Origin of the sequence: Clostridium pasteurianum BC1 (genome assembly GCF_000389635.1) — a bacterium.
Taxonomy (GTDB): Bacteria; Bacillota; Clostridia; order Clostridiales; family Clostridiaceae; genus Clostridium_I; species Clostridium_I pasteurianum_A.
Genome location: NC_021182.1, coordinates 2,228,852 through 2,248,089 on the forward strand (window position 1 = coordinate 2,228,852; position 19,238 = coordinate 2,248,089).

Here is a 19,238-nt window from a genome sequence, read left to right on the forward strand (position 1 = left end):
AAGGAGGATATTTCCATGAAAGAAAAGAAACAAAGTGAAGCAGAAGTTAAAGGTGTGGAGCAAGAGGCCAATTTAAAAACTCAAAGTGAAAAAATGGAGTTTGTAAAAAAACTTGTAGATAAAGGTAAGAAAAAGGGTAATTTGACATATAAGGAAATAATGGATGAACTGGAAAATATAGACTTGAGTCCGGAACAAATTGAGAAAGTATATGAAGTCTTAGAGACAATGGGTATTGATATTATTGGAGATATTCAAGATATAGAAGTTGAAGAAGAAGAATTAGATTTGTCTGTCCCAGAAGGAATAGCTATAGATGATCCTGTTAGAATGTACCTCAAGGAAATTGGTAAAGTACCACTATTATCTCCTGATGAGGAAATTAATCTTGCACAAAGAATAGAAGATGGAGATCAGGTAGCAAAGAAAAAATTAGCGGAAGCCAATTTAAGGCTTGTGGTGAGTATAGCAAAAAGATATGTTGGCAGAGGAATGCAATTTTTGGATTTAATACAAGAGGGAAATCTTGGACTTATAAAAGCTGTAGAAAAATTTGACTACAGAAAAGGATATAAATTTAGTACTTATGCTACTTGGTGGATTAGGCAGGCTATTACAAGAGCCATAGCAGATCAAGCAAGAACTATAAGAATACCAGTACACATGGTAGAGACTATTAATAAATTAATAAGAGTTTCAAGGCAGCTTCTTCAAGAGCTTGGTAGGGAACCGCAGGCAGAAGAAATTGCCAAGATTATGGAAATGCCCGTGGATAAAGTAAGAGAAATTATGAAAATAGCTCAAGAGCCAGTTTCTCTTGAAACTCCTATAGGCGAAGAAGAAGATAGCCATCTTGGTGATTTTATTCCAGATGATGATGCACCAGCGCCAGCAGAAGCGGCTGCATTTACTATGCTTAAAGAGCAACTTATAAATGTACTTGACACACTAACTCCTCGTGAAGAAAAGGTACTTAGATTGAGATTTGGACTGGATGATGGAAGAGCCAGAACTCTTGAAGAAGTGGGAAAAGAGTTTAATGTTACAAGAGAGAGAATAAGACAGATAGAAGCAAAGGCACTTAGAAAATTAAGACATCCAAGCAGAAGTAAAAAGTTAAAAGATTATCTAGATTGATAATCTGAGAAAAACTGCAATCAGGTAAATGTGGTTGCGGTTTTTTCCTATAAGTTTTAATAATGTTTCTTTTATGCTATAATAATTCTGGAGAAGGTGATAGAATGGAATATTTTAAACCCTTAGATAGAAGGAAAGGCATGGAATTTATAATTTTAATAACTTTATTATTTGATATTCTTATTGGCTTAGGTTCTATATATTTAAATGACTATGTGCTTAATATTTTTTTAAGAGCCTTTTTAATTGCTTTTAATATATATCAATTTTACCATGTAGCGCTGTTCGTTACTCTTAATTATGCTGTGGATAATGAAGCTTTTTATATAATCACTTTTGGGGGAATAAAAAAAACTATTTTACCCTTCAAAGAAATGGAAAGATACTGTAAATCCAGTGGGAGTATTGAGGCAGTAAAATTAAGTGGATATGGCAAAAAGAATTTTGTCATAGGAAAATGTTTTTTTAAAAAATTTGGATTTGTAAATATGTATGTGACCTCCAGTAAAAATATATTTTATCTAAAGAATAACCAAGAGGTATACGGAGTTTCGCCAGAAAGCTTTAAAAGCTTTGAAGATAAGTTAATATCTGAGAACATTGCTATAGGAGATTGGCATGTAAAATTAAATAAGCCTATGAATCTATATAGGGATAAGCACTTCATGATACCATTGATTGTATCAATAATTATAATTACATTTTTTACATTACACCCAGCTATACTCTACTATAAAAACTTACTTCCATCATCTATGCCATTAAGCTTTAATATAAAATTTCAACCAACTATTATTGGTACAAGCAGAGACTTTTTATTCAAGCAAATGAGTTATAGTGCATTTAATACAGCAATATTATTATGCATGTATTTTGCTGCACATTTTAGTGCAAAGCATAATAGAAAATCCGCCTATAAATATATATATGTTTCTCTTATTATAGCTTTGATTTTTTTGTTAATTCAGCAAAGAATAATATCAAGGGTTATTTAATAGCTGCTTTCACAGAGAGGGATGGATAACGGCTGCTACGTCCCTGGATAACGATTTCTAAGTTTCAGCTGGAGAAAAAAACTCCACCTGAAACAAAGAACTCTGTTTATCAGAAATTTGTTAATGTAAATTATATAGCAAGAGTGTGAACTACTATTAAGTAAGGTTTATTGATGTTAAAGTAAATAATAAGCTAATGAAGTATTGTATATAGGGGTGTAGAGATGGACATAAGTAATAGATTGAAAAGTATTGCAAATATGGTTGAAAAATGTGAATGTATTGCAGATGTAGGTACAGATCATGCGTATTTACCTATATATTTAGTGGAACAGGGGATTTGTAATAGAGCTATTGCCTCTGATATAAATAAGGGGCCTGTAGAAAAGGCAAAACGCAATATTTATTTTTCACACAGATCAGAGCAGATACAATGTAGGTTGGGAGCTGGACTTACTACAATTTTGCCACAAGAGGTAAATTGTGCTGTTATAGCAGGGATGGGTGGAAATTTAATAAGAGATATATTAGAAGAGAGTATTGATGTTTTCAAAAGTTTAGATTATGTAATTTTACAGCCCGTTCAGAATGTAGATGTACTTAGAAAATATATCTTGGAAAATGGCTATAATATAATTGACGAGGAACTTTGTGTTGATGAGAATAAATACTATGAGATTATAAAAATCGCTTATGATAGTAAGCTTGAAAAGTTTGATAATATATATTGTGAAATAAGTAAAAAACTACTAGAAAAAAAACATCCACTTTTAAAAAAATATATCTTTTTTAAAATTAGAAAATATGATAAAATATTAACTGATATAAATTATACTAGTAAACTTGCAATGAGTAGAAAATGTGAATTAGAAGGAAAGGTCATAAAACTTAAGGAGTTGTTGAAATGTCTTTAAGAGTTAAGGATATCTGTTCCATTATGGAGAAAGTTGCACCTAAAAAATTAAGCCAAAATTATGACAATGTTGGACTTATGGTTGGAAATTTCGAGAAAAATATAAGTTCTATTTTAGTTGCACTGGATTGTACTTTAACTGTTATTGAGGAAGCTAAGAGGAAAAAATGTAATTTTATATTTACACATCACCCTCTACTCTTTAAAAGACCAAATTCCATAACCACGGGAACCCTCCTTGGAGAAAAAATTATAAAATTAATTAAAGATGATATAGATTTATATTCCAGTCATACTAATTTGGACTCTGTAAAGGGTGGATTAAACGATATATTGGTAGAAATTTTAGGGTTCTCTAATGCAAGTGTAATAGAACCATCAACAGCTGAAGGTTTTAATGATGGAAATTCTGGTATTGGAAGAGTTGTAGTTTTAGATAAAAGAATTAAACTTTCTGAGTTATGTGAATTAGTAAAGGAGAAACTGGAACTTACTCATTTAACATATACTGGTGAGGAAGAAAGTTTTATTGAAAAAATAGCATTGATTAATGGCAGTGGAACTTCTTATATGGATATGAGCAGAAAATTAGGTGTAGATTGTATAATTACAGGAGATGTGACTTATCATTATGCTAGTGATTATGCTGAAATGGGTATAGCTGTCATTGATGCAGGACATTTTGGAACAGAATGGCTTGCATTAAAGAAAGTAGCCTCTGTTCTTAAAAATGAAATTAATAAATTAGGATATAATAATTCTGTATTATTATCAGAAGTTACAAGAAATCCATACAAAACGAAGTAGGAATAGCTTAATGCTATTTCTGCTTCCTTTTGTTTTATATAGATAAATGCTTAATATTTGTTATTTATAACTAAAATACCTTACTTATTATAGAATCAGGGAGGAATGATTACTATGGGTAATTCAAAATTATTACTTGAACTTCAAAGGTGTTATCAGGATATTGAAGAGAGCAAAAAGGTCTTAAATGATGGGTCATATCTTTATTTATTAAAAAAGATGAAAAAAGAATTTGAAAATATGAAGGATAAATACAATGGAAAGCGTAAGGCTCTTGGAGATTTAAAAATTGAATACACTTCTATAGGTAAGGACTTAAGAAATTTAAAAAATAAAATAGATAAAAATGAACATGATTTATATAATAATGCTGATAATGATGTAAAATCTATAAATGCACTTCAAAACAATATTGAAATTAACAAAGAGAAATTAAAAGCTTTAGAGGATAAAGCTATAGAACTTTTAGAAGTAGAAGAAAAATTAAAACTAGATATAGAGTCACTCAAAATGGATTTAATAAATGTTAAAAACAATTTTTATAATTATAAAAAAGTCACTAGTGAAAAAATAAATGATGCAAAAGATAAGTTAAAGGAATCAGAGGATAGAGTAGAGGAATTGAAAAAAATAATTCCAGAAAATGAATTAAAAGTATTTTATTCTATGATTGATAAGAGGAAAGTTGCAGTAGTAAAATTAAAAAATGAAATTTGTGAAGGCTGTAAAATGCGAGTTTCATCAGTGACTTTAGATAATATATACAAAGGAAAAGATATAGTGTATTGTGATAATTGTGGAAGGATTTTAATATATGATAATGGGAAAAAACTGAAAGAAGCTAAATGAAATTCAAAAAAACATTGATTTTGTAATTGTAATGTGGTATTCTATTATTTGCGAGTAAGCCAGACAATCGCTGCTGCTTTTGCAGGAGAGGAAAGTCCGAGCTCCATAGGGCAGGGTGCCAGGTAACTCCTGGTGGAGGTGACTCTAAGGAAAGTGCAACAGAGATATACCGCTAAAGGTAGCTTTTAGCTATACTAGTAAGGGTGGAAAGGCGAGGTAAGAGCTCACCAGCACATTGGCAACTATGTGGCTATGTAAACCCCATCTGGAGCAAGATCGAATAGAAAGACTTTATGGAATGGCCCGTTCCGTCTTTGGGTGTATCGCTTGAGCCTATATGGTAACAATAGGCCTAGATAGATGATTGTCTAATACAGAACTCGGCTTACAGGATTGCTCGTCCATTGAAAACACTAGGTTTCGTGCCTAGTGTTTTTTTAAGTCTAACTTATCTAGAGCTTTTTCTGGAAATTATATTAAATTCTACTATAGAATTCATCAAGTATTTAGAAAAATTTAAAGACCTAGGTTCAATATAAACCTAGGTCTTTCGAAAAGTGATTTTTCATGAAGACTACATTTAACATTATTACCATATAATTATTATTTATGCATATATTTTTAAATTTTATATATTTTATATATTTTATATATTTTATTATATAAGAAGTTAGTGACATTGTGACTTGCTATTTTTTTAAAAATGACTTATAATTTTTGTATAATATTTATAAAACATATAGGAAAGGTCGGATATATTATGACCGATAAAAATGAAATTAGCTTTATTACAAAATGTGTCCATGCTGGTAATGATATAGACAAAGAAACTGGAGCAATAAGAAGGCCCCTTACCATGGCAAATAGCTATAGACTTCCAGAAGATGCATCAACTCTAAATTGGAGTGATCCCAATAATTTAGTTTACACTAGAAATACTTCTGCTAATCAGATATATCTTCAACAGAAAATAGCAGCTTTAGAGGGCGGAGAGGATTGTGTTGTATTAGCTAGCGGTGTTGCTGCACTTTCTGCTGTATTTTTTACATTTTTAGATAAGAATTCTCATGTAATTTGTTCTAATGTTTCATACATAGCAGTATACAGGTTATTAAATGAATATCTACCTGATAAATATGGTATAGAAGCTACTCTTGTAGATAGTTCAAATATAGATGAAATAAAAAAGGCAATAAGGCCAAATACTAAGCTTATACATATAGAGACTCCGGGAAATCCTACTACTAGAATAAGTGATATTGAAGAGATATCTAAGCTTGCAAAAAGGGCAGGAGCTTTACTTTCAGTAGATAGTACCTTTGCATCACCATTTTTACAGCATCCACTTAAGCTAGGAGCAGATCTTGTGGTACACAGCTTGACAAAGTATATAAATGGACATGGAGATGCTATGGGTGGAGGTGTAATTGGTAAGAAAGAACTCATAGATAGGATTAAACGTGAGGCTATGGTAAATGTAGGAGGGGCTATAAGTCCTTTCAATGCATGGCTAATAATGCGTGGTGTTGTAACACTTCCTCTACGTATGAAACAACATAGTGAAAGTGCACTTAAAATTGCAGCGTTTTTGGAGAGTTATCCAGCAGTAAAATTTGTTGCTTACCCTGGACTTAGAAGTCATCCACAACATGAAATTGCAAAGAAACAGATGAACATGTTTTCTGGAGTTATATCCTTTGGACTAAAGGCAGATGTGGAAACCCATAATAAATTTGTAAATTCTTTAGAAATTGTTATTTCTGCGGTATCCATTGGACATGATGAAAGTTTAATTGTCTACACTGGACCTGATGATGAAAGAAATCATTTTTATCCAGAGGAATTTAAGGATGGACATCTTAGATTTAGTGTTGGTCTTGAAGATCCTGATGACATTATAAATGATTTAAAACAAGCCTTTGAGAAATGTGGATTGTAAAATTCAATTATAACTAAACTTTTATGATTGTAACAAAGCACTATAGAATTTTTACAAAATTACATGAATTTCATGGTGCTTTGTTATTTTCAATTAAATTTTCAATGCAATCTTTAGAATCAAGATTTACGATAGTGCATAAACAGAATTTATTATATAACTTTATTCTCAAGAGTTTGTATTTTTTTCTTATAGGGAATCCTATTGTTAATTAAAATAATACTTACGGCTATAATTATTAATCCAATAATATTTTGAATAGTAATCTTTTCTCTTAAAAAGAGAGCAGCCCATATAATGCCAAATACAGGAACTAAAAAAGTTACACTTAAGGTTTTTACTGCACCAACTTCTCTAATGAGATAAAAATATATTAGATAAGCAATAGAAGTGCAAAGTATACCTAATAAAATGACAGAAATAATTGCTCTAGAACTAGGTACTTGTTTAGGTAGAGTTAAAATACTAAAAGGTAACAATATTATTGTAGCAGCTAATTGTTGACCAAAAGCTAAATTTAGGGGAGGCACATTTTTAGATATCTTTAGAGAAGAATATACTCCTACAAATCCATAGGAAAATGCAGCTAATATAGACAAAAGAGCATATATCCATATATTGCTAACATGTGTACTTGTTAATCCAACAAGAACTATAACCCCTAAAAAACCTAAAATTAGACCAAGTACCTTTTTCATATTTAAATGTTCTTTGCTCCAAATTACTGAAACAATAGCCGTAAAGGTTGGTGTAGTTGCATTTAAGATTGCTGCTAATGATGCAGTTATATGTAATTCTGCAGTGCATATAAGGGCAAAGGGCAATGCTGCATTTAACAGACCTAAAATAAAATACTCCCTCCACATTTTTAAAAATGATATCTTACATTTATTTAAACAGCAGATAATTATCAAGGTGATTGCAGATATAAGAACTCTTAAATTTGTTGTAAAAATTGCTCCCATTTCAGGGGAACTGATTTTCATAAATAGAAAAGAGAAACCCCATAAGGCTGATAATAGAATTATTGCTAAAAAGTATTTAGTTTTCATTAGTAAATGCCTCCTTATTTTATCTATTACAATTATAATAGATATCTTTTTCAAAATCTTCTTTAATACTAATTTTTATTAAAAATAAATTATATATAAGTCACAATTAAAATTATACACGTAATCAATAATGACATATATTTTTTTTATTCATGCAAATATATTAAAGAAAACGATTATCAATATTGCATTAGAATCGTTCATAAAGCTAAGCATATAATGCTGTACAGCACATATTAATTAGGGTGTACGGTATTATCATTTATTCAATACAAAACTGATTTATAACAGTATAAAATAAAAATTAGGTTGACTTTTGAAATGTTAAATGTTAAAATTCTTCACGTAATGTTAAAACATCCGTATAATCTTGACAATATGGGTCAAGAGTTTCTACCAAGGTACCTTAAATCTTTGACTATGGATGAATCTAAGTTAATATTTTAAATTTTCTTTATAAGAAAATTTAAAATAAGATTCGTTAATGGATGTAATTATATATTCATAACGGGTTTTTTTGCTTTATTCTACATTTTATTTTTAAGGAGGAATGACTTTTGACAAACGGGGAAGAAACTCAAAACAAATCATTTTTGGAATCATATTTTAAATTGTCAGAGAACAAGACAAATCCAAGAACAGAGATTGTAGCAGGTATTACTACATTTATTACTATGGCTTATATTATATTTGTAAACCCAAGTATACTTAAGCTTACTGGAATGGATGCAAATGCAGTCTTTGTTGCAACTTGCATAGCGGCAGCTGTGGGAACTATTATAATGGCATTGTATGCTAATTTACCCTTTGCACAGGCTCCAGGTATGGGACTTAATGCATTCTTTACCTACACTGTATGTCTTACGCTGCATTATACATGGCAGCAGGCATTAGCAGCAGTCTTTATTTCAGGTGTATTATTTATAATAATTACATTAACTTCTATAAGAGAAAAGATAGTAGATGCACTACCTCAAACTTTAAAATTTGCTATCTCAGGTGGAATTGGTCTTTTTATTGCACTTATTGGACTTAAAAATGGTGGTATTATAGTCGCCAATGAAGCTACATTGGTAGGCTTTGGTAAACTTATTGAGCCAAGTGCCACCCTTACACTAATAGGTATTGTCATTACAGCAATACTTATGGCAAAAAAGGTTAAGGGTTCAATCTTAATAGGTATATTAGTTACAACAGTTATTGGTATACCTCTTAAAATAACTCACCCGGTACCAATTAGTCAGCTTGTGGGTCTTCCTCCAAGCATAGCACCTACATTTTTCAAAATGGATTTTGGTGGACTTCTTGGACTAGGTAAAGCAGGTGTTGTAGGAGCAATAGTCAGTGTATTAATGGTAGTTATAACAATTTGCTTGGTTGACTTATTTGATACTCTTGGAACTCTAGTTGGAACAGCACAAAAGGCAAATATGGTTGATGAAAATGGAAGAGTTAAAAATATGCCAAAGGCGCTTATATGTGATGCAGTAGCTACAACAGTAGGTTCAATATTTGGTACTAGTACTGTAGTAACTTATGTGGAATCTACTGCTGGAGTGGCAGAAGGTGGACGTACAGGGCTTACATCATTAGTAGTAGGAGTATTATTCTTGTTTGCTTTATTCTTCTCAGGTCTTGTAGGTATGGTTCCGGCACAGGCAACGGCTCCAGCACTTGTTATTGTAGGAGTTTTGATGCTGGGTTCAATTATAAAAATTAATTTCGAGGATTTTACTGAAGCATTTCCTGCATTTCTTACTATAGTAATTATGCCTTTTACTTATAGCATTGCTAATGGAATAGCTGCAGGCATAATATCTTATCCTATAGTAAAATTAGTTACTGGAAAGGGTAAGAAAGTACACCCATTGATTTATATATTAGCAGTAATATTTATAATAAGATTCTTAATATTACCAGAATAGAATTTCAGATTAAAAAAGTTGGGATATATATCCCAACTTTTTTTAATCTTCAAGCTCAATCAAATCTGTATTTGCAGCACCAGGAGGAACTATAGGCAGTACTTTTTCTTCCTTTAATATTTCACAATCAATTATTACAGGCTCATTTAAAGACAGAGCAGTTTCTAGTACTGCATCTATTTCATCATTTGAAGATATTTTAAAGGATTTTATTCCGTAAGCTGCTGCAAGTTTACAAAAATCTGGTGTGGAATCAAATACAGTTTGGGAAAAGTTTTTGTTATAAAACATATCCTGCCATTGATATACCATACCCAGTACATGATTATTTAAAACAAGCTGAATTACTGGAAGTTTATATTTTGCTAAAGTTGCCAGCTCATTGCAATTCATTCTAAAGCTGCCGTCTCCAGCTACATTTATTACTTTTTTATTACCACTGCCTATACAGGCACCTATAGCAGCACCAAGCCCAAAGCCCATGGTTCCAAGTCCACCAGAGGTAATAAAGCTTCTTGCATGCAAGAATTTAAAAAATTGTGCAGTCCACATCTGATTTTGACCAACCTCTGTGGTAACTATACAGTTTCCCTCTGTAAACTTATGCAATTTATCCAGTAAGATTTGAGGATTTACACTGGTATTTTTTTTATACATAAGTGGATGTGATTTTTTCCAAAGGTTAATTTGTTCCAGCCATTGAGACTCACATTTATTCTCTAAGGAAGATATTAAAGTTGTAAGCACGGTTTTCACGTCGCCTCTTATGGAAACGTCCTCTGGCAAATTTTTGCTGAACTCAGAAGCGTCAATATCTATATGAATTATTTTGGCATTTGGCACAAAAGAACTAACCTTGCCTGTAACTCTATCACTAAAACGTGAACCTATGGCAATAAGAAGATCACAATTGGAAAATGCATAGTTAGAGGTATAAGTTCCGTGCATACCTACCATGCCAAGAAACAATTGGTCATCCCCAGGAAAACCTCCAAGACCCATAAGAGAGCAGGATACGGGACATTGTATTTTTTTTGCAAAGTCATATAACTCCTTAGAAGCATTAGAACTTATAACTCCACCGCCTGCAAAGATAACTGGCTTTTTTGACGCTTTTATTAGATTAATAGCTTGAGATAAATCACCAGCTTCAGGCAAAATATCCCTAACAGTTTCAGTTAAAGGATAATGATCAATAATAGTATTTTGTATATCCTTTGGAATATCTATAAGTACAGGACCTGGACGACCAGTTGAGGCTATTTTAAAAGCTCTTCTTATAGTGTCTGAAAGGCTTTCAGGATCCTGTACAATGTAGTTTTCTTTAGTTATTGCCTTAGTTATACTTGTTATATCAACCTCCTGAAAAGAAGACTTTCCAAGATAGGATTTACCAACTTGCCCCGTAATAACTACTAGTGGTATTGAGTCACTAAAGGCAGTAGCAATTCCTGTAACTGTATTAGTAGCACCAGGCCCTGAGGTTGCTATTACAACACCGACTTTTCCAGTTGCTCTTGCATAACCATCAGCAGCGTGAGTGGCGCCTTGCTCATGAGCAGTTAATATATGTTTTATTTCTTTCTCATGGTATAAAGCGTCATATATTGGTAATACAGCTCCACCTGGATAACCGAAAATTACGTCAACTCCTTGTTCCTTTAGGCATTCTAATAGTACTTGCGCACCTGATAATTTCAATTTAAATCCCCCTTAATATTATAATGTGAACTAAAAAAGTATAAAAAAATAGACACAATGCCCTGGGGCGAGTGTCTGTTCGCGGTACCACCCAAAATTTTTCTTGTAGGAATAACGATCAATAGACCGGCACAGCTTACTGATTTCAGCCTGCAGCTCTAGGGTGATTTTCAACATACAATTGTCCGCAGGTTTTCAGCTGCCCCCGCTCTCTTTTGGATATCCTTATGTATACTAGTCCCTATCATAGCATTTAATTTAAAATAAAAAACAGCCATCCTTCCTGGGGCGAGGAGACTGTTTCGCGGTACCACCCAATTTATTACTTAATTTATATAACGGCTACATGCCGGCACAACCTACTTAATTCAGTCTGCAACTCCAGGGTGAGTTTCGGTATACAATTATCCGCAGGTTTTCAGCTGCCCCTGCTCTCTTTTGGACATCTCTTATACTTACTTTTCCCTTTCAAGGTTTTTCAAAACTAATATTTACGTATAAATATACTATCATCATAAAAATATGTCAATGATATTTTCTAAAAATTTTTATTTGTTTAATTTTTCATATGCTTTATTATAAATATAATATAATATTTTATGAATATTGATACTTTGAAAAATATATTTATACAGGTTGACAATTTAAAATTTTGGTGTTACGATTTTGGAAAAGTTGATAACACTTTTAAAATGCATTAATTTCTAAGTTATGCATTTATTTATTGCGTAGTATAGTTAGTGAAATTTAATCATGTATTAAGGCATATTCAAATAAATAACTATAATTCTAGGCAATAAGTATGGTATTCCGAAATTTGTAAAAAAATATAAAATATATTAAAAAAATAATTTTTTTATAAAAAATACAAATTAAAAGCTTTTTAATTGTGCGTCAAATGTAGTAAAATAATAAATAGTATCAGCTCATAAAAAATTTAAAAATTTTTTAAAATAAATTTAGGGGGCATTTTATAATGGCAAAAGTTTATTATGAACAAGATTGTAATTTAGGATTTTTAAAAGGAAAAAAGGTTGCTGTAATTGGTTATGGTAGCCAGGGCCACGCTCATGCGCTTAACTTGCATGAAAGTGGAGTTGATGTTATCGTTGGACTTTATAAAGGCAGCAAGTCTTGGGAAAAGGCGGAAGCAGCTGGCCTAAAAGTTACTACTTCTGAAGAAGCAGCAAAAGAAGCAGATATAATAATGATTCTTATAAATGATGAAAAGCAAGGTAAGCTTTATAAAGAATCAATAGAACCAAATCTAACTGAAGGAAAAGCATTAGTATTTGCACACGGATTTGCTATTCACTTTGGTCAAATAGTACCACCTAAAAATGTAGATGTATTCTTAATAGCTCCAAAGGGACCTGGTCATACAGTAAGAAGTCAGTTCCTAGAAGGAAAAGGAGTACCATGTCTTATCGGAATTCACCAGGATGCAACTGGAAAAGCTAGAGATATAGCACTTGCATATGCACTTGGAATTGGTGGAGCAAGAGCAGGAGTTATAGAAACTTCATTTAAAGAAGAAACTGAAACAGATCTTTTCGGTGAGCAAGCAGTATTGTGCGGCGGAGTAACTGCTCTTATAAGAGCTGGTTTCGAAACATTAGTTGAAGCAGGTTACCAACCAGAAATGGCTTATTTTGAATGTTGCCACGAAATGAAATTAATTGTAGACTTAATAAACCAAGGTGGACTTAACCTAATGAGATATTCTATCAGTGATACTGCAGAATACGGTGATTATGTTACTGGTGAAAAGATAATAACAGAAGATACTAAGAAGGCTATGAAAGGTGTATTAAAGGATATTCAACAAGGTGTGTTTGCAAGAAATTGGCTTTTAGAAAATCAAATTGGAAGACCATATTTCAATGCTAAAAAGAGAATGGATAGAGATCAACAATTGGAAACAGTTGGTGCTGAACTTAGAAAAATGATGTCTTGGAGCGATAAAGAAAAATTAGTATAAAACATAATTTAACATAATAAAAATATTTAAATATAGTATTTTCAGAAAACCAAGTTTAATAATTAAAAAATAAACTTGGTTTTTTAATATATTGAATATGTAAATTTATTAAATAATTAAAATATAAACATAATTATCAATTAAAGAGTTGGAATATACTGAATATTGAAATTATAAGAAAAATATAATACTATATTCTAGAGATCAATTGTTTTTGAAATAACCTATAGTTATAACAGACATAATTAATATGTATTTTAATTATACAATAGAAAAGTTTATAATAGTATATAGTGTAGTTTAGAATATAGTGGAAAACTGATTATTATATAAAATTATTATTAAATATAGTCTTAAACCCAAGGAGGAAAAGAAATATGAAAAAGGGCATGACAATGACGCAAAAGATAATAGCAGCGCATGCAGGTCTAGATTATGTTGAGGTAGGACAATTAGTAAATGCTAATGTAGATCTAGTTTTAGGTAATGATATTACCAGTCCTGTAGCTATTAAAGAATTTAGAAAATTAGGACTTGATAAAGTCTTTGATAAAAATAAAATAGCCTTAGTACCAGATCATTTTACACCTAATAAAGATATAAAGTCTGCTGAACATTGTAAAATGGTGAGAGAATTTGCACAGGAGATGGAAATAGTAAACTATTTTGAAGTGGGAGAAATGGGTATTGAGCATGCACTTTTACCTGAAAAAGGACTTACAATTCCTGGAGATATAGTTATAGGAGCAGATTCACATACCTGTACCTACGGAGCATTAGGGGCTTTTTCTACAGGAGTAGGTAGTACAGACATGGCTGTTGGAATGGCAACAGGAAAGGCTTGGTTTAAAGTACCAGAAGCAATAAAATTTGTTTTAAAGGGTAAGTTTAATAAATGGGTAAGTGGTAAGGACCTTATTCTTCACATAATTGGAATGATAGGGGTAGATGGTGCCCTTTATAAATCCATGGAATTTGTAGGAGAAGGCTTAAAAGAGATATCAATGGATGGTAGATTTACCATAGCAAACATGGCTATTGAAGCTGGAGCAAAAAATGGAATATTCCCAGTAGATGAAAAAGCTATAGAGTATATAGAGGGTAGAACAAATAGAGAATGGAAAATATTTGAGGCTGATGAGGATGCTGAATATTCAAGAGTAATTGAAATAGACTTAGGTGAAGTAAAGCCAACAGTTTCCTTCCCGCATTTGCCAGACAATACAAGAACTATAGACAATGTAGGAGATGTAAAAATAGACCAAGCTGTTATAGGTTCCTGTACTAATGGACGAATAGAGGATTTAAGAGTTACAGCAGAAATTTTAAAAGGTAGAAAAGTTAAAAAGGGAGTAAGACTTATAATACTTCCAGGAACCCAAAGTATATATCTTCAGGCTATAGAAGAAGGTCTTGCAAAAATATTTATTGAAGCTGGAGCAGTACTTAGTACGCCAACTTGCGGACCATGTCTTGGAGGGTATATGGGTATACTTGCAAAAGGTGAGAGAGCAATATCTACCACAAATAGAAACTTTGTAGGCAGAATGGGACATCCTGAAAGCGAAGTATATTTAGCTAGTCCGGCAGTAGCAGCAGCATCTGCATTAGCAGGAAAAATTGTTTCACCAGAGGAGGTATTATAATGGAGGCAAAGGGTAAAGTTTTAAGATATGGAGATAATGTTGATACAGACGTTATAATTCCTGCAAGATATTTAAATTCATCAGATCCAAAGGAACTTGCAAAACACTGTATGGAAGACCTGGATGTAAATTTCTTAGAAAAATTAAATAAAGGTGATATAGTAGTTGCAGACAAAAATTTTGGCTGTGGATCTTCAAGGGAGCACGCACCTATAGCACTAAAGGCAGCAGGAGTGTCTTGTGTTGTAGCTAAGAGTTTTGCAAGAATATTCTATAGAAATTCTATAAATATAGGTTTCCCAATACTTGAATGTGATGATGCTGTGGATGATGCAAAAGATGGACATGAACTTGAAGTTGATTTTACTACGGGCATAATAAAAAACATTACTTTAGGCAAAGAATATAAAGCTCAAGCTTATCCACAGTTTATGATAGATATTATGGAAAATGAAGGTTTGATAAATTGTGTTAAAAATGGAAGCTTCAAATAATAGAAATAGATACAATTCTGTTATTTTTGCAAATAAATATTAATAGCAATTTTGCTGATTATTGGTATGAATTTAAAGCCATATAAGCTTATAGTAGTAAGAATATTTAATTTCAGTGGAAGTAAGATAAAGTGAATATGCAGTATAAGGAGATTGATCATAGATGAATGAATTCAAAATTGCAGTTATACCTGGGGATGGAATAGGGCCAGATATTATGAGAGAAGCTGTAAAGGTAATGACTAAGGTTGGAAAAAAATACGATACGAAATTTGATTTTGTGGAAGTTAAGGCAGGTGGAGCTGCTATAGATGCCTATGGTAATCCACTTCCTAAAGAAACAATAGATGAATGTAAAAGCAGTACTGCTGTACTTTTAGGTGCTGTAGGAGGACCAAAATGGGATAATCTTGAAGGCTCCAAAAGGCCAGAAAGAGCTCTTCTTGGATTACGTGGTGCACTTGGATTATATGCAAATCTAAGACCTGCTAAGGTTTATAACGTATTAAAATCTGCATCACCTTTAAAAAATGAAATAATAGATGAAGGCGTTGATCTGTTAGTAGTAAGAGAGCTTATAGGCGGTATATATTTTGGTGACAGAGGTACCAAAGAGATAAATGGAGTAGAAACAGCTTATGACACAGAAAAATACAATGTAGATGAAGTTAAAAGAATAGCACATTCTGCTTTTAAAGCTGCCATGAAGAGGAAAAAGAAAGTTACTTCAGTGGATAAAGCCAATGTACTTGATGCATCAAGATTATGGAGGAAAACTGTAAACGAAGTAGCTAAAGAATATCCAGAGGTAGAATTAAATCATTTGTATGTTGATAACACCGCCATGCAGCTTGTTAGAAAGCCTTCCCAATTTGATGTTATATTAACAAACAATATATTTGGAGACATACTATCAGATGAAGCCTCTATGATAACGGGTTCCATAGGAATGCTGGCATCTTCAAGCATAAGAGAAGATAGCTTCGGAATGTATGAGCCTATACATGGTTCTGCACCAGATATAGCAGGACTAGATATAGCTAATCCTCTTGCACAGATACTTTCAGCTGCCATGCTTATGGAATATTCATTGAATATGTCAGAAGCAGCAAGAGATGTGGAAGCAGCAGTGGAAAAGGTATTAAATGCTGGATATAGAACAGCAGATATATATACTGAAGGAACTAAAAAAGTGGGAACTTCAGAAATGGGAAAATTAGTTCTTGAACAAATATAGATAAGAAAAATTATATTAAGCATATAATCACTATCAAAATTTATTCTTTAAAGTTTTGATAGTGATTTTTTATTTATACAGCTCCAATTTAACTAATTATCGAAATTAACATTTTTATTGCTACAGCTAGGGACATGCTTATAAATACAGGTTTTATTATCTTAGCACCTTTAAGTAAAGCAAGTCTTGTACCTAATTTTGCACCAAAAATCATGCAAATTGCTACGGGAATTGCTAAAACATAATTTACTTGTCCATGTACTGCAAATAATATGTACCTAAAGCTAATCTAGTAGGAAGCCCAACCAGTAAAAAAGCAGGAAGACTTATTAAACCACCGCCCCCAGCAATTGAATCTACAGCGGCTGCAATAAAACCGAATATGCACAATAATGCCAATGTACTTAGATTTATTTGAGTAGATATGTTTTTTGCAAGTGTAAGCACAGGATAATTATATAGTTGTAAAAGATACATGTTATTAAGACATCCTTTCTATGTAGTAAGCTATATATTATTTTAACATAATTATAAAAAGGAAGTAAGGGACATACTCCCACCTGTAGGAGGTGGGAGTATTCTACACAAAATATTTTGTACAATAGTAATTATTTTCTAGTTACCCGCCTTACTCTGGCTATCTTCCTGTAAAAACTTCTTCAGAAGATTGTGATTTAAAATATCATCAGAATACTGAAGTTCCTTAAGCGTTGTATTCTTTTTGGCATTCAAATCCGGATTAGAGGGAATAACCTTTTTATTGGCAATATTATAAAAGGTATTTGTCCAGGATACATAAAAAGTCTTTCCATCTGTAAAGGAACCATTTCTGAATTTTACGTCTCCCTCAGTACTGTTTAGCATATCTTTTCCAAGCATATATGTGTTAGGAAGATTATATAAATTAGCTATAGTAGGGAACAAATCTATTTGACCGGTATATAAATGATTTACTCCTTTGTTGGCATCCTCAGGGAAATGGATGAACATTGGAACCTTCTGGAGTTCATACCAATCTAAATCTGTTGGATTTTTAATACCCTCGAAATCATAGAGTGAAGGCATGTCATTTTTAGGGATAGCATAATGGTCTCCATATAACATAACAATAGAATTATTAAGCATGCCAGAGGCTTGAAGCTTATCTAAAAACATTCCAAGCTGTTGATCAGTATAATGTATTCCCTTAAGATAATCACCGAATAGAGTATTATTATATTTGCCTGTATTAAAGGTTCCTGTAGTACCCTTAGCATATCCTTTTACATCATCATAAGGATAATGGCTGCTTAAGGTTATGTTAAAAGCAAAATAAGGTTGAGAAAAAGTTTTTATTTTATCAAAGGCTTGGTTAAGGAAAGATTTATCGCTTAAACCAAGTCCCACATTCTCATTAAGGTTATATGTTCTTTCTCCATAAAAATCATCAAATTTTTCAGCCTTATACATTACATTTCTATTCCAAAAGCCTTCCTGAAAACCGTGTAATGCAGCAGTATAATATCCTTTATCATCCATTTCCTTAGCAAGAGAACTGTAGGAATCACCAGCATACATATAGTAAGCTGCACCAGAGGCTGCAGGATATAGTGAATTATTTGATAAGAACTCTGCATCTGAAGTATTTCCAGCTGCTACCTGGTAAAAGTAATTGTCAAAATACATACTTTTATTTATCCATCTATTGAGATTAGGGGTTATTTCTTGACCATTAATCTTTTGATTTATTACAAATTGCTGTAAAGCTTCTACCTGGATTACTATTAAATTCTTGCCAGCAGCCGCGCCCTTAAAATTTGTTCCCGTAGAGGAATTTTTCTTTTCAAGATAAGCTTTTATTTCATCTTGTCTCTCTTGAGGCAATTTCTGCATATTGGATACACTTGTCTTGATTACATTATAAGCGTCAAGTACATGAAAGTTTACTGTTCCAAGGTGCTGGGTGAGATAGATTCTGTTAAACATTGTAGATATAAGGTTTGGCTGCTCTACAGATAAGTCATAGATTTTTTTCGCATCTATAGAGGTAAAAATGGCAAATACTACTAGAAACATGGCAAATCTTTTGAAAAATTTTGGATTTGGTTTATCTACTCTCCTATAGAATCTTAGTAGTGGGATTAATATGAAAACATCTAAAAGATATAGGAAATCAGTAGGACTTATAAGTTGTTTTACACTGGCGCCAACGCCTCCTAAAAGAAAGCCGTTTCTCACAACTCCAAGAGATATTACATCTTTAAAATACCTATAATAAACAGTGTCCACAATTATAAGTAGGCTTATAATTATATTAAATATATAGAGAAGTCTTGTCCTAGTATTATTTTTAAAAATTAAAGCAATGCTTCCAAGAATAGCTACAGAAGATATGATAGCTGCACTAACATAAAAATAGCTAAAATATGTAGGGGAAATAGATTTATCGAAATTAAAGGCTTTTATTGATAATATAATTACAAAATAAATTATATCTAAATTATTAATGAAAAATTTTTTGATTTTTTCTGCAATGTTATTGTTTATGTACATTAGTATATGAACCCCCTATTAAAATAAACT

The 19,238-nt window shown here is 32.0% G+C and carries 16 protein-coding genes, 1 other RNA gene, 1 riboswitch and 2 other annotated features; of the genes, 12 read left to right on the forward strand and 5 right to left on the reverse strand.

Annotation, left to right across the window (positions count from 1 at the left end; translation table 11 throughout):
- The first annotated feature begins 15 nt into the window (after positions 1-15).
- From rpoD to CLOPA_RS10490, 7 genes are all read left to right on the forward strand, one after another.
- A complete protein-coding gene (gene rpoD, locus CLOPA_RS10465) occupies positions 16-1,137 on the forward strand; it encodes an RNA polymerase sigma factor RpoD (RefSeq protein ID WP_015615399.1) in 1,122 nt (373 codons plus the stop codon).
- A gap of 104 nt (positions 1,138-1,241) precedes the next feature.
- Complete coding sequence (locus CLOPA_RS10470; RefSeq protein WP_015615400.1) at positions 1,242-2,132, forward strand: PH domain-containing protein; 891 nt, start codon at positions 1,242-1,244, stop codon at positions 2,130-2,132.
- 224 nt (positions 2,133-2,356) lie between these two features.
- Positions 2,357-3,046, forward strand: a complete 690-nt coding sequence (locus CLOPA_RS10475) for a tRNA (adenine(22)-N(1))-methyltransferase (RefSeq protein ID WP_015615401.1) — start codon at positions 2,357-2,359, stop codon at positions 3,044-3,046.
- Positions 3,037-3,852 carry a Nif3-like dinuclear metal center hexameric protein gene (locus CLOPA_RS10480; RefSeq protein ID WP_015615402.1) on the forward strand — a complete coding sequence of 272 codons (816 nt, stop codon included), beginning with the start codon at positions 3,037-3,039 and terminating at the stop codon, positions 3,850-3,852. Before CLOPA_RS10475 ends, CLOPA_RS10480 begins: the two co-directional genes overlap by 10 nt.
- Positions 3,853-3,966: 114 nt before the next feature.
- A complete protein-coding gene (locus CLOPA_RS10485; protein ID WP_015615403.1) occupies positions 3,967-4,701 on the forward strand; it encodes a zinc ribbon domain-containing protein in 735 nt (244 codons plus the stop codon).
- A gap of 51 nt (positions 4,702-4,752) precedes the next feature.
- An RNA gene (gene rnpB / locus CLOPA_RS24000) (RNase P RNA component class A) lies at positions 4,753-5,105 on the forward strand.
- A 356-nt stretch (positions 5,106-5,461) separates the two neighbouring features.
- A complete protein-coding gene (locus CLOPA_RS10490; RefSeq protein WP_015615404.1) occupies positions 5,462-6,640 on the forward strand; it encodes a trans-sulfuration enzyme family protein in 1,179 nt (392 codons plus the stop codon).
- A 152-nt stretch (positions 6,641-6,792) separates the two neighbouring features.
- Here the strand turns inward: CLOPA_RS10490 and CLOPA_RS10495 are convergent, their stop codons facing one another.
- Positions 6,793-7,692: a DMT family transporter gene (locus CLOPA_RS10495; protein WP_015615405.1), complete on the reverse strand. Its 900-nt coding sequence runs from the start codon at positions 7,690-7,692 to the stop codon at positions 6,793-6,795.
- A 340-nt stretch (positions 7,693-8,032) separates the two neighbouring features.
- A riboswitch (purine riboswitch) is annotated at positions 8,033-8,133 on the forward strand.
- Between the two features lie 116 nt (positions 8,134-8,249).
- On the opposite strand from CLOPA_RS10495, the gene CLOPA_RS10500 reads away from it, so the two are divergent.
- On the forward strand, positions 8,250-9,617 hold the full coding sequence (locus CLOPA_RS10500) for an NCS2 family permease (protein WP_015615406.1): 1,368 nt from the start codon (positions 8,250-8,252) through the stop codon (positions 9,615-9,617).
- Positions 9,618-9,659: 42 nt separating this feature from the next.
- On the opposite strand, the gene ilvB is transcribed toward CLOPA_RS10500, so the two are convergent.
- Positions 9,660-11,318: a biosynthetic-type acetolactate synthase large subunit gene (gene ilvB / locus CLOPA_RS10505; protein ID WP_015615407.1), complete on the reverse strand. Its 1,659-nt coding sequence runs from the start codon at positions 11,316-11,318 to the stop codon at positions 9,660-9,662.
- A 60-nt stretch (positions 11,319-11,378) separates the two neighbouring features.
- Positions 11,379-11,575, reverse strand: a binding site (T-box leader).
- Positions 11,576-11,599: 24 nt separating this feature from the next.
- Positions 11,600-11,799: a binding site (T-box leader), on the reverse strand.
- Positions 11,800-12,294: 495 nt separating this feature from the next.
- On the opposite strand from ilvB, the gene ilvC reads away from it, so the two are divergent.
- The 4 genes from ilvC to leuB all read left to right on the forward strand — a co-directional run bounded on the left by ilvC (position 12,295) and on the right by leuB (position 16,676).
- Complete coding sequence (ilvC, locus tag CLOPA_RS10510; protein ID WP_015615408.1) at positions 12,295-13,299, forward strand: ketol-acid reductoisomerase; 1,005 nt, start codon at positions 12,295-12,297, stop codon at positions 13,297-13,299.
- Between the two features lie 377 nt (positions 13,300-13,676).
- Positions 13,677-14,945, forward strand: a complete 1,269-nt coding sequence (leuC, locus tag CLOPA_RS10515; protein WP_015615409.1) for a 3-isopropylmalate dehydratase large subunit — start codon at positions 13,677-13,679, stop codon at positions 14,943-14,945.
- A complete protein-coding gene (leuD, locus tag CLOPA_RS10520; protein WP_015615410.1) occupies positions 14,945-15,439 on the forward strand; it encodes a 3-isopropylmalate dehydratase small subunit in 495 nt (164 codons plus the stop codon). The genes leuC and leuD overlap by 1 nt, the downstream gene beginning before the upstream one ends.
- Positions 15,440-15,602: 163 nt before the next feature.
- Positions 15,603-16,676 carry a 3-isopropylmalate dehydrogenase gene (gene leuB / locus CLOPA_RS10525; RefSeq protein ID WP_015615411.1) on the forward strand — a complete coding sequence of 358 codons (1,074 nt, stop codon included), beginning with the start codon at positions 15,603-15,605 and terminating at the stop codon, positions 16,674-16,676.
- A gap of 88 nt (positions 16,677-16,764) precedes the next feature.
- Here leuB and CLOPA_RS26645 read toward each other — a convergent pair whose 3' ends face one another.
- From CLOPA_RS26645 to CLOPA_RS10535, 3 genes are all read right to left on the reverse strand, one after another.
- Positions 16,765-16,890: a hypothetical protein gene (locus CLOPA_RS26645; protein WP_347460064.1), complete on the reverse strand. Its 126-nt coding sequence runs from the start codon at positions 16,888-16,890 to the stop codon at positions 16,765-16,767.
- A gap of 32 nt (positions 16,891-16,922) precedes the next feature.
- Complete coding sequence (locus CLOPA_RS26095) at positions 16,923-17,153, reverse strand: hypothetical protein (RefSeq protein WP_041710861.1); 231 nt, start codon at positions 17,151-17,153, stop codon at positions 16,923-16,925.
- Between the two features lie 138 nt (positions 17,154-17,291).
- Positions 17,292-19,208 carry an LTA synthase family protein gene (locus tag CLOPA_RS10535; RefSeq protein WP_015615412.1) on the reverse strand — a complete coding sequence of 639 codons (1,917 nt, stop codon included), beginning with the start codon at positions 19,206-19,208 and terminating at the stop codon, positions 17,292-17,294.
- Positions 19,209-19,238: the final 30 nt, after the last annotated feature.

Excerpts from the sequence above, each read along its gene's own strand:
- CLOPA_RS26645 (WP_347460064.1), bottom strand. The coding sequence starts at position 16,890 with ATGATTTTTGGTGCAAAATTAGGTACAAGACTTGCTTTACTTAAAGGT.
- rpoD (WP_015615399.1), top strand. The coding sequence starts at position 16 with ATGAAAGAAAAGAAACAAAGTGAAGCAGAAGTTAAAGGTGTGGAGCAA.
- CLOPA_RS10470 (WP_015615400.1), top strand. The coding sequence starts at position 1,242 with ATGGAATATTTTAAACCCTTAGATAGAAGGAAAGGCATGGAATTTATA.
- ilvC (WP_015615408.1), top strand. The coding sequence starts at position 12,295 with ATGGCAAAAGTTTATTATGAACAAGATTGTAATTTAGGATTTTTAAAA.
- CLOPA_RS10485 (WP_015615403.1), top strand. The coding sequence starts at position 3,967 with ATGGGTAATTCAAAATTATTACTTGAACTTCAAAGGTGTTATCAGGAT.
- CLOPA_RS10480 (WP_015615402.1), top strand. The coding sequence starts at position 3,037 with ATGTCTTTAAGAGTTAAGGATATCTGTTCCATTATGGAGAAAGTTGCA.
- CLOPA_RS10535 (WP_015615412.1), bottom strand. The coding sequence starts at position 19,208 with ATGTACATAAACAATAACATTGCAGAAAAAATCAAAAAATTTTTCATT.
- CLOPA_RS10490 (WP_015615404.1), top strand. The coding sequence starts at position 5,462 with ATGACCGATAAAAATGAAATTAGCTTTATTACAAAATGTGTCCATGCT.
- CLOPA_RS10495 (WP_015615405.1), bottom strand. The coding sequence starts at position 7,692 with ATGAAAACTAAATACTTTTTAGCAATAATTCTATTATCAGCCTTATGG.
- leuC (WP_015615409.1), top strand. The coding sequence starts at position 13,677 with ATGAAAAAGGGCATGACAATGACGCAAAAGATAATAGCAGCGCATGCA.
- CLOPA_RS10475 (WP_015615401.1), top strand. The coding sequence starts at position 2,357 with ATGGACATAAGTAATAGATTGAAAAGTATTGCAAATATGGTTGAAAAA.
- CLOPA_RS26095 (WP_041710861.1), bottom strand. The coding sequence starts at position 17,153 with ATGTATCTTTTACAACTATATAATTATCCTGTGCTTACACTTGCAAAA.
- leuD (WP_015615410.1), top strand. The coding sequence starts at position 14,945 with ATGGAGGCAAAGGGTAAAGTTTTAAGATATGGAGATAATGTTGATACA.
- leuB (WP_015615411.1), top strand. The coding sequence starts at position 15,603 with ATGAATGAATTCAAAATTGCAGTTATACCTGGGGATGGAATAGGGCCA.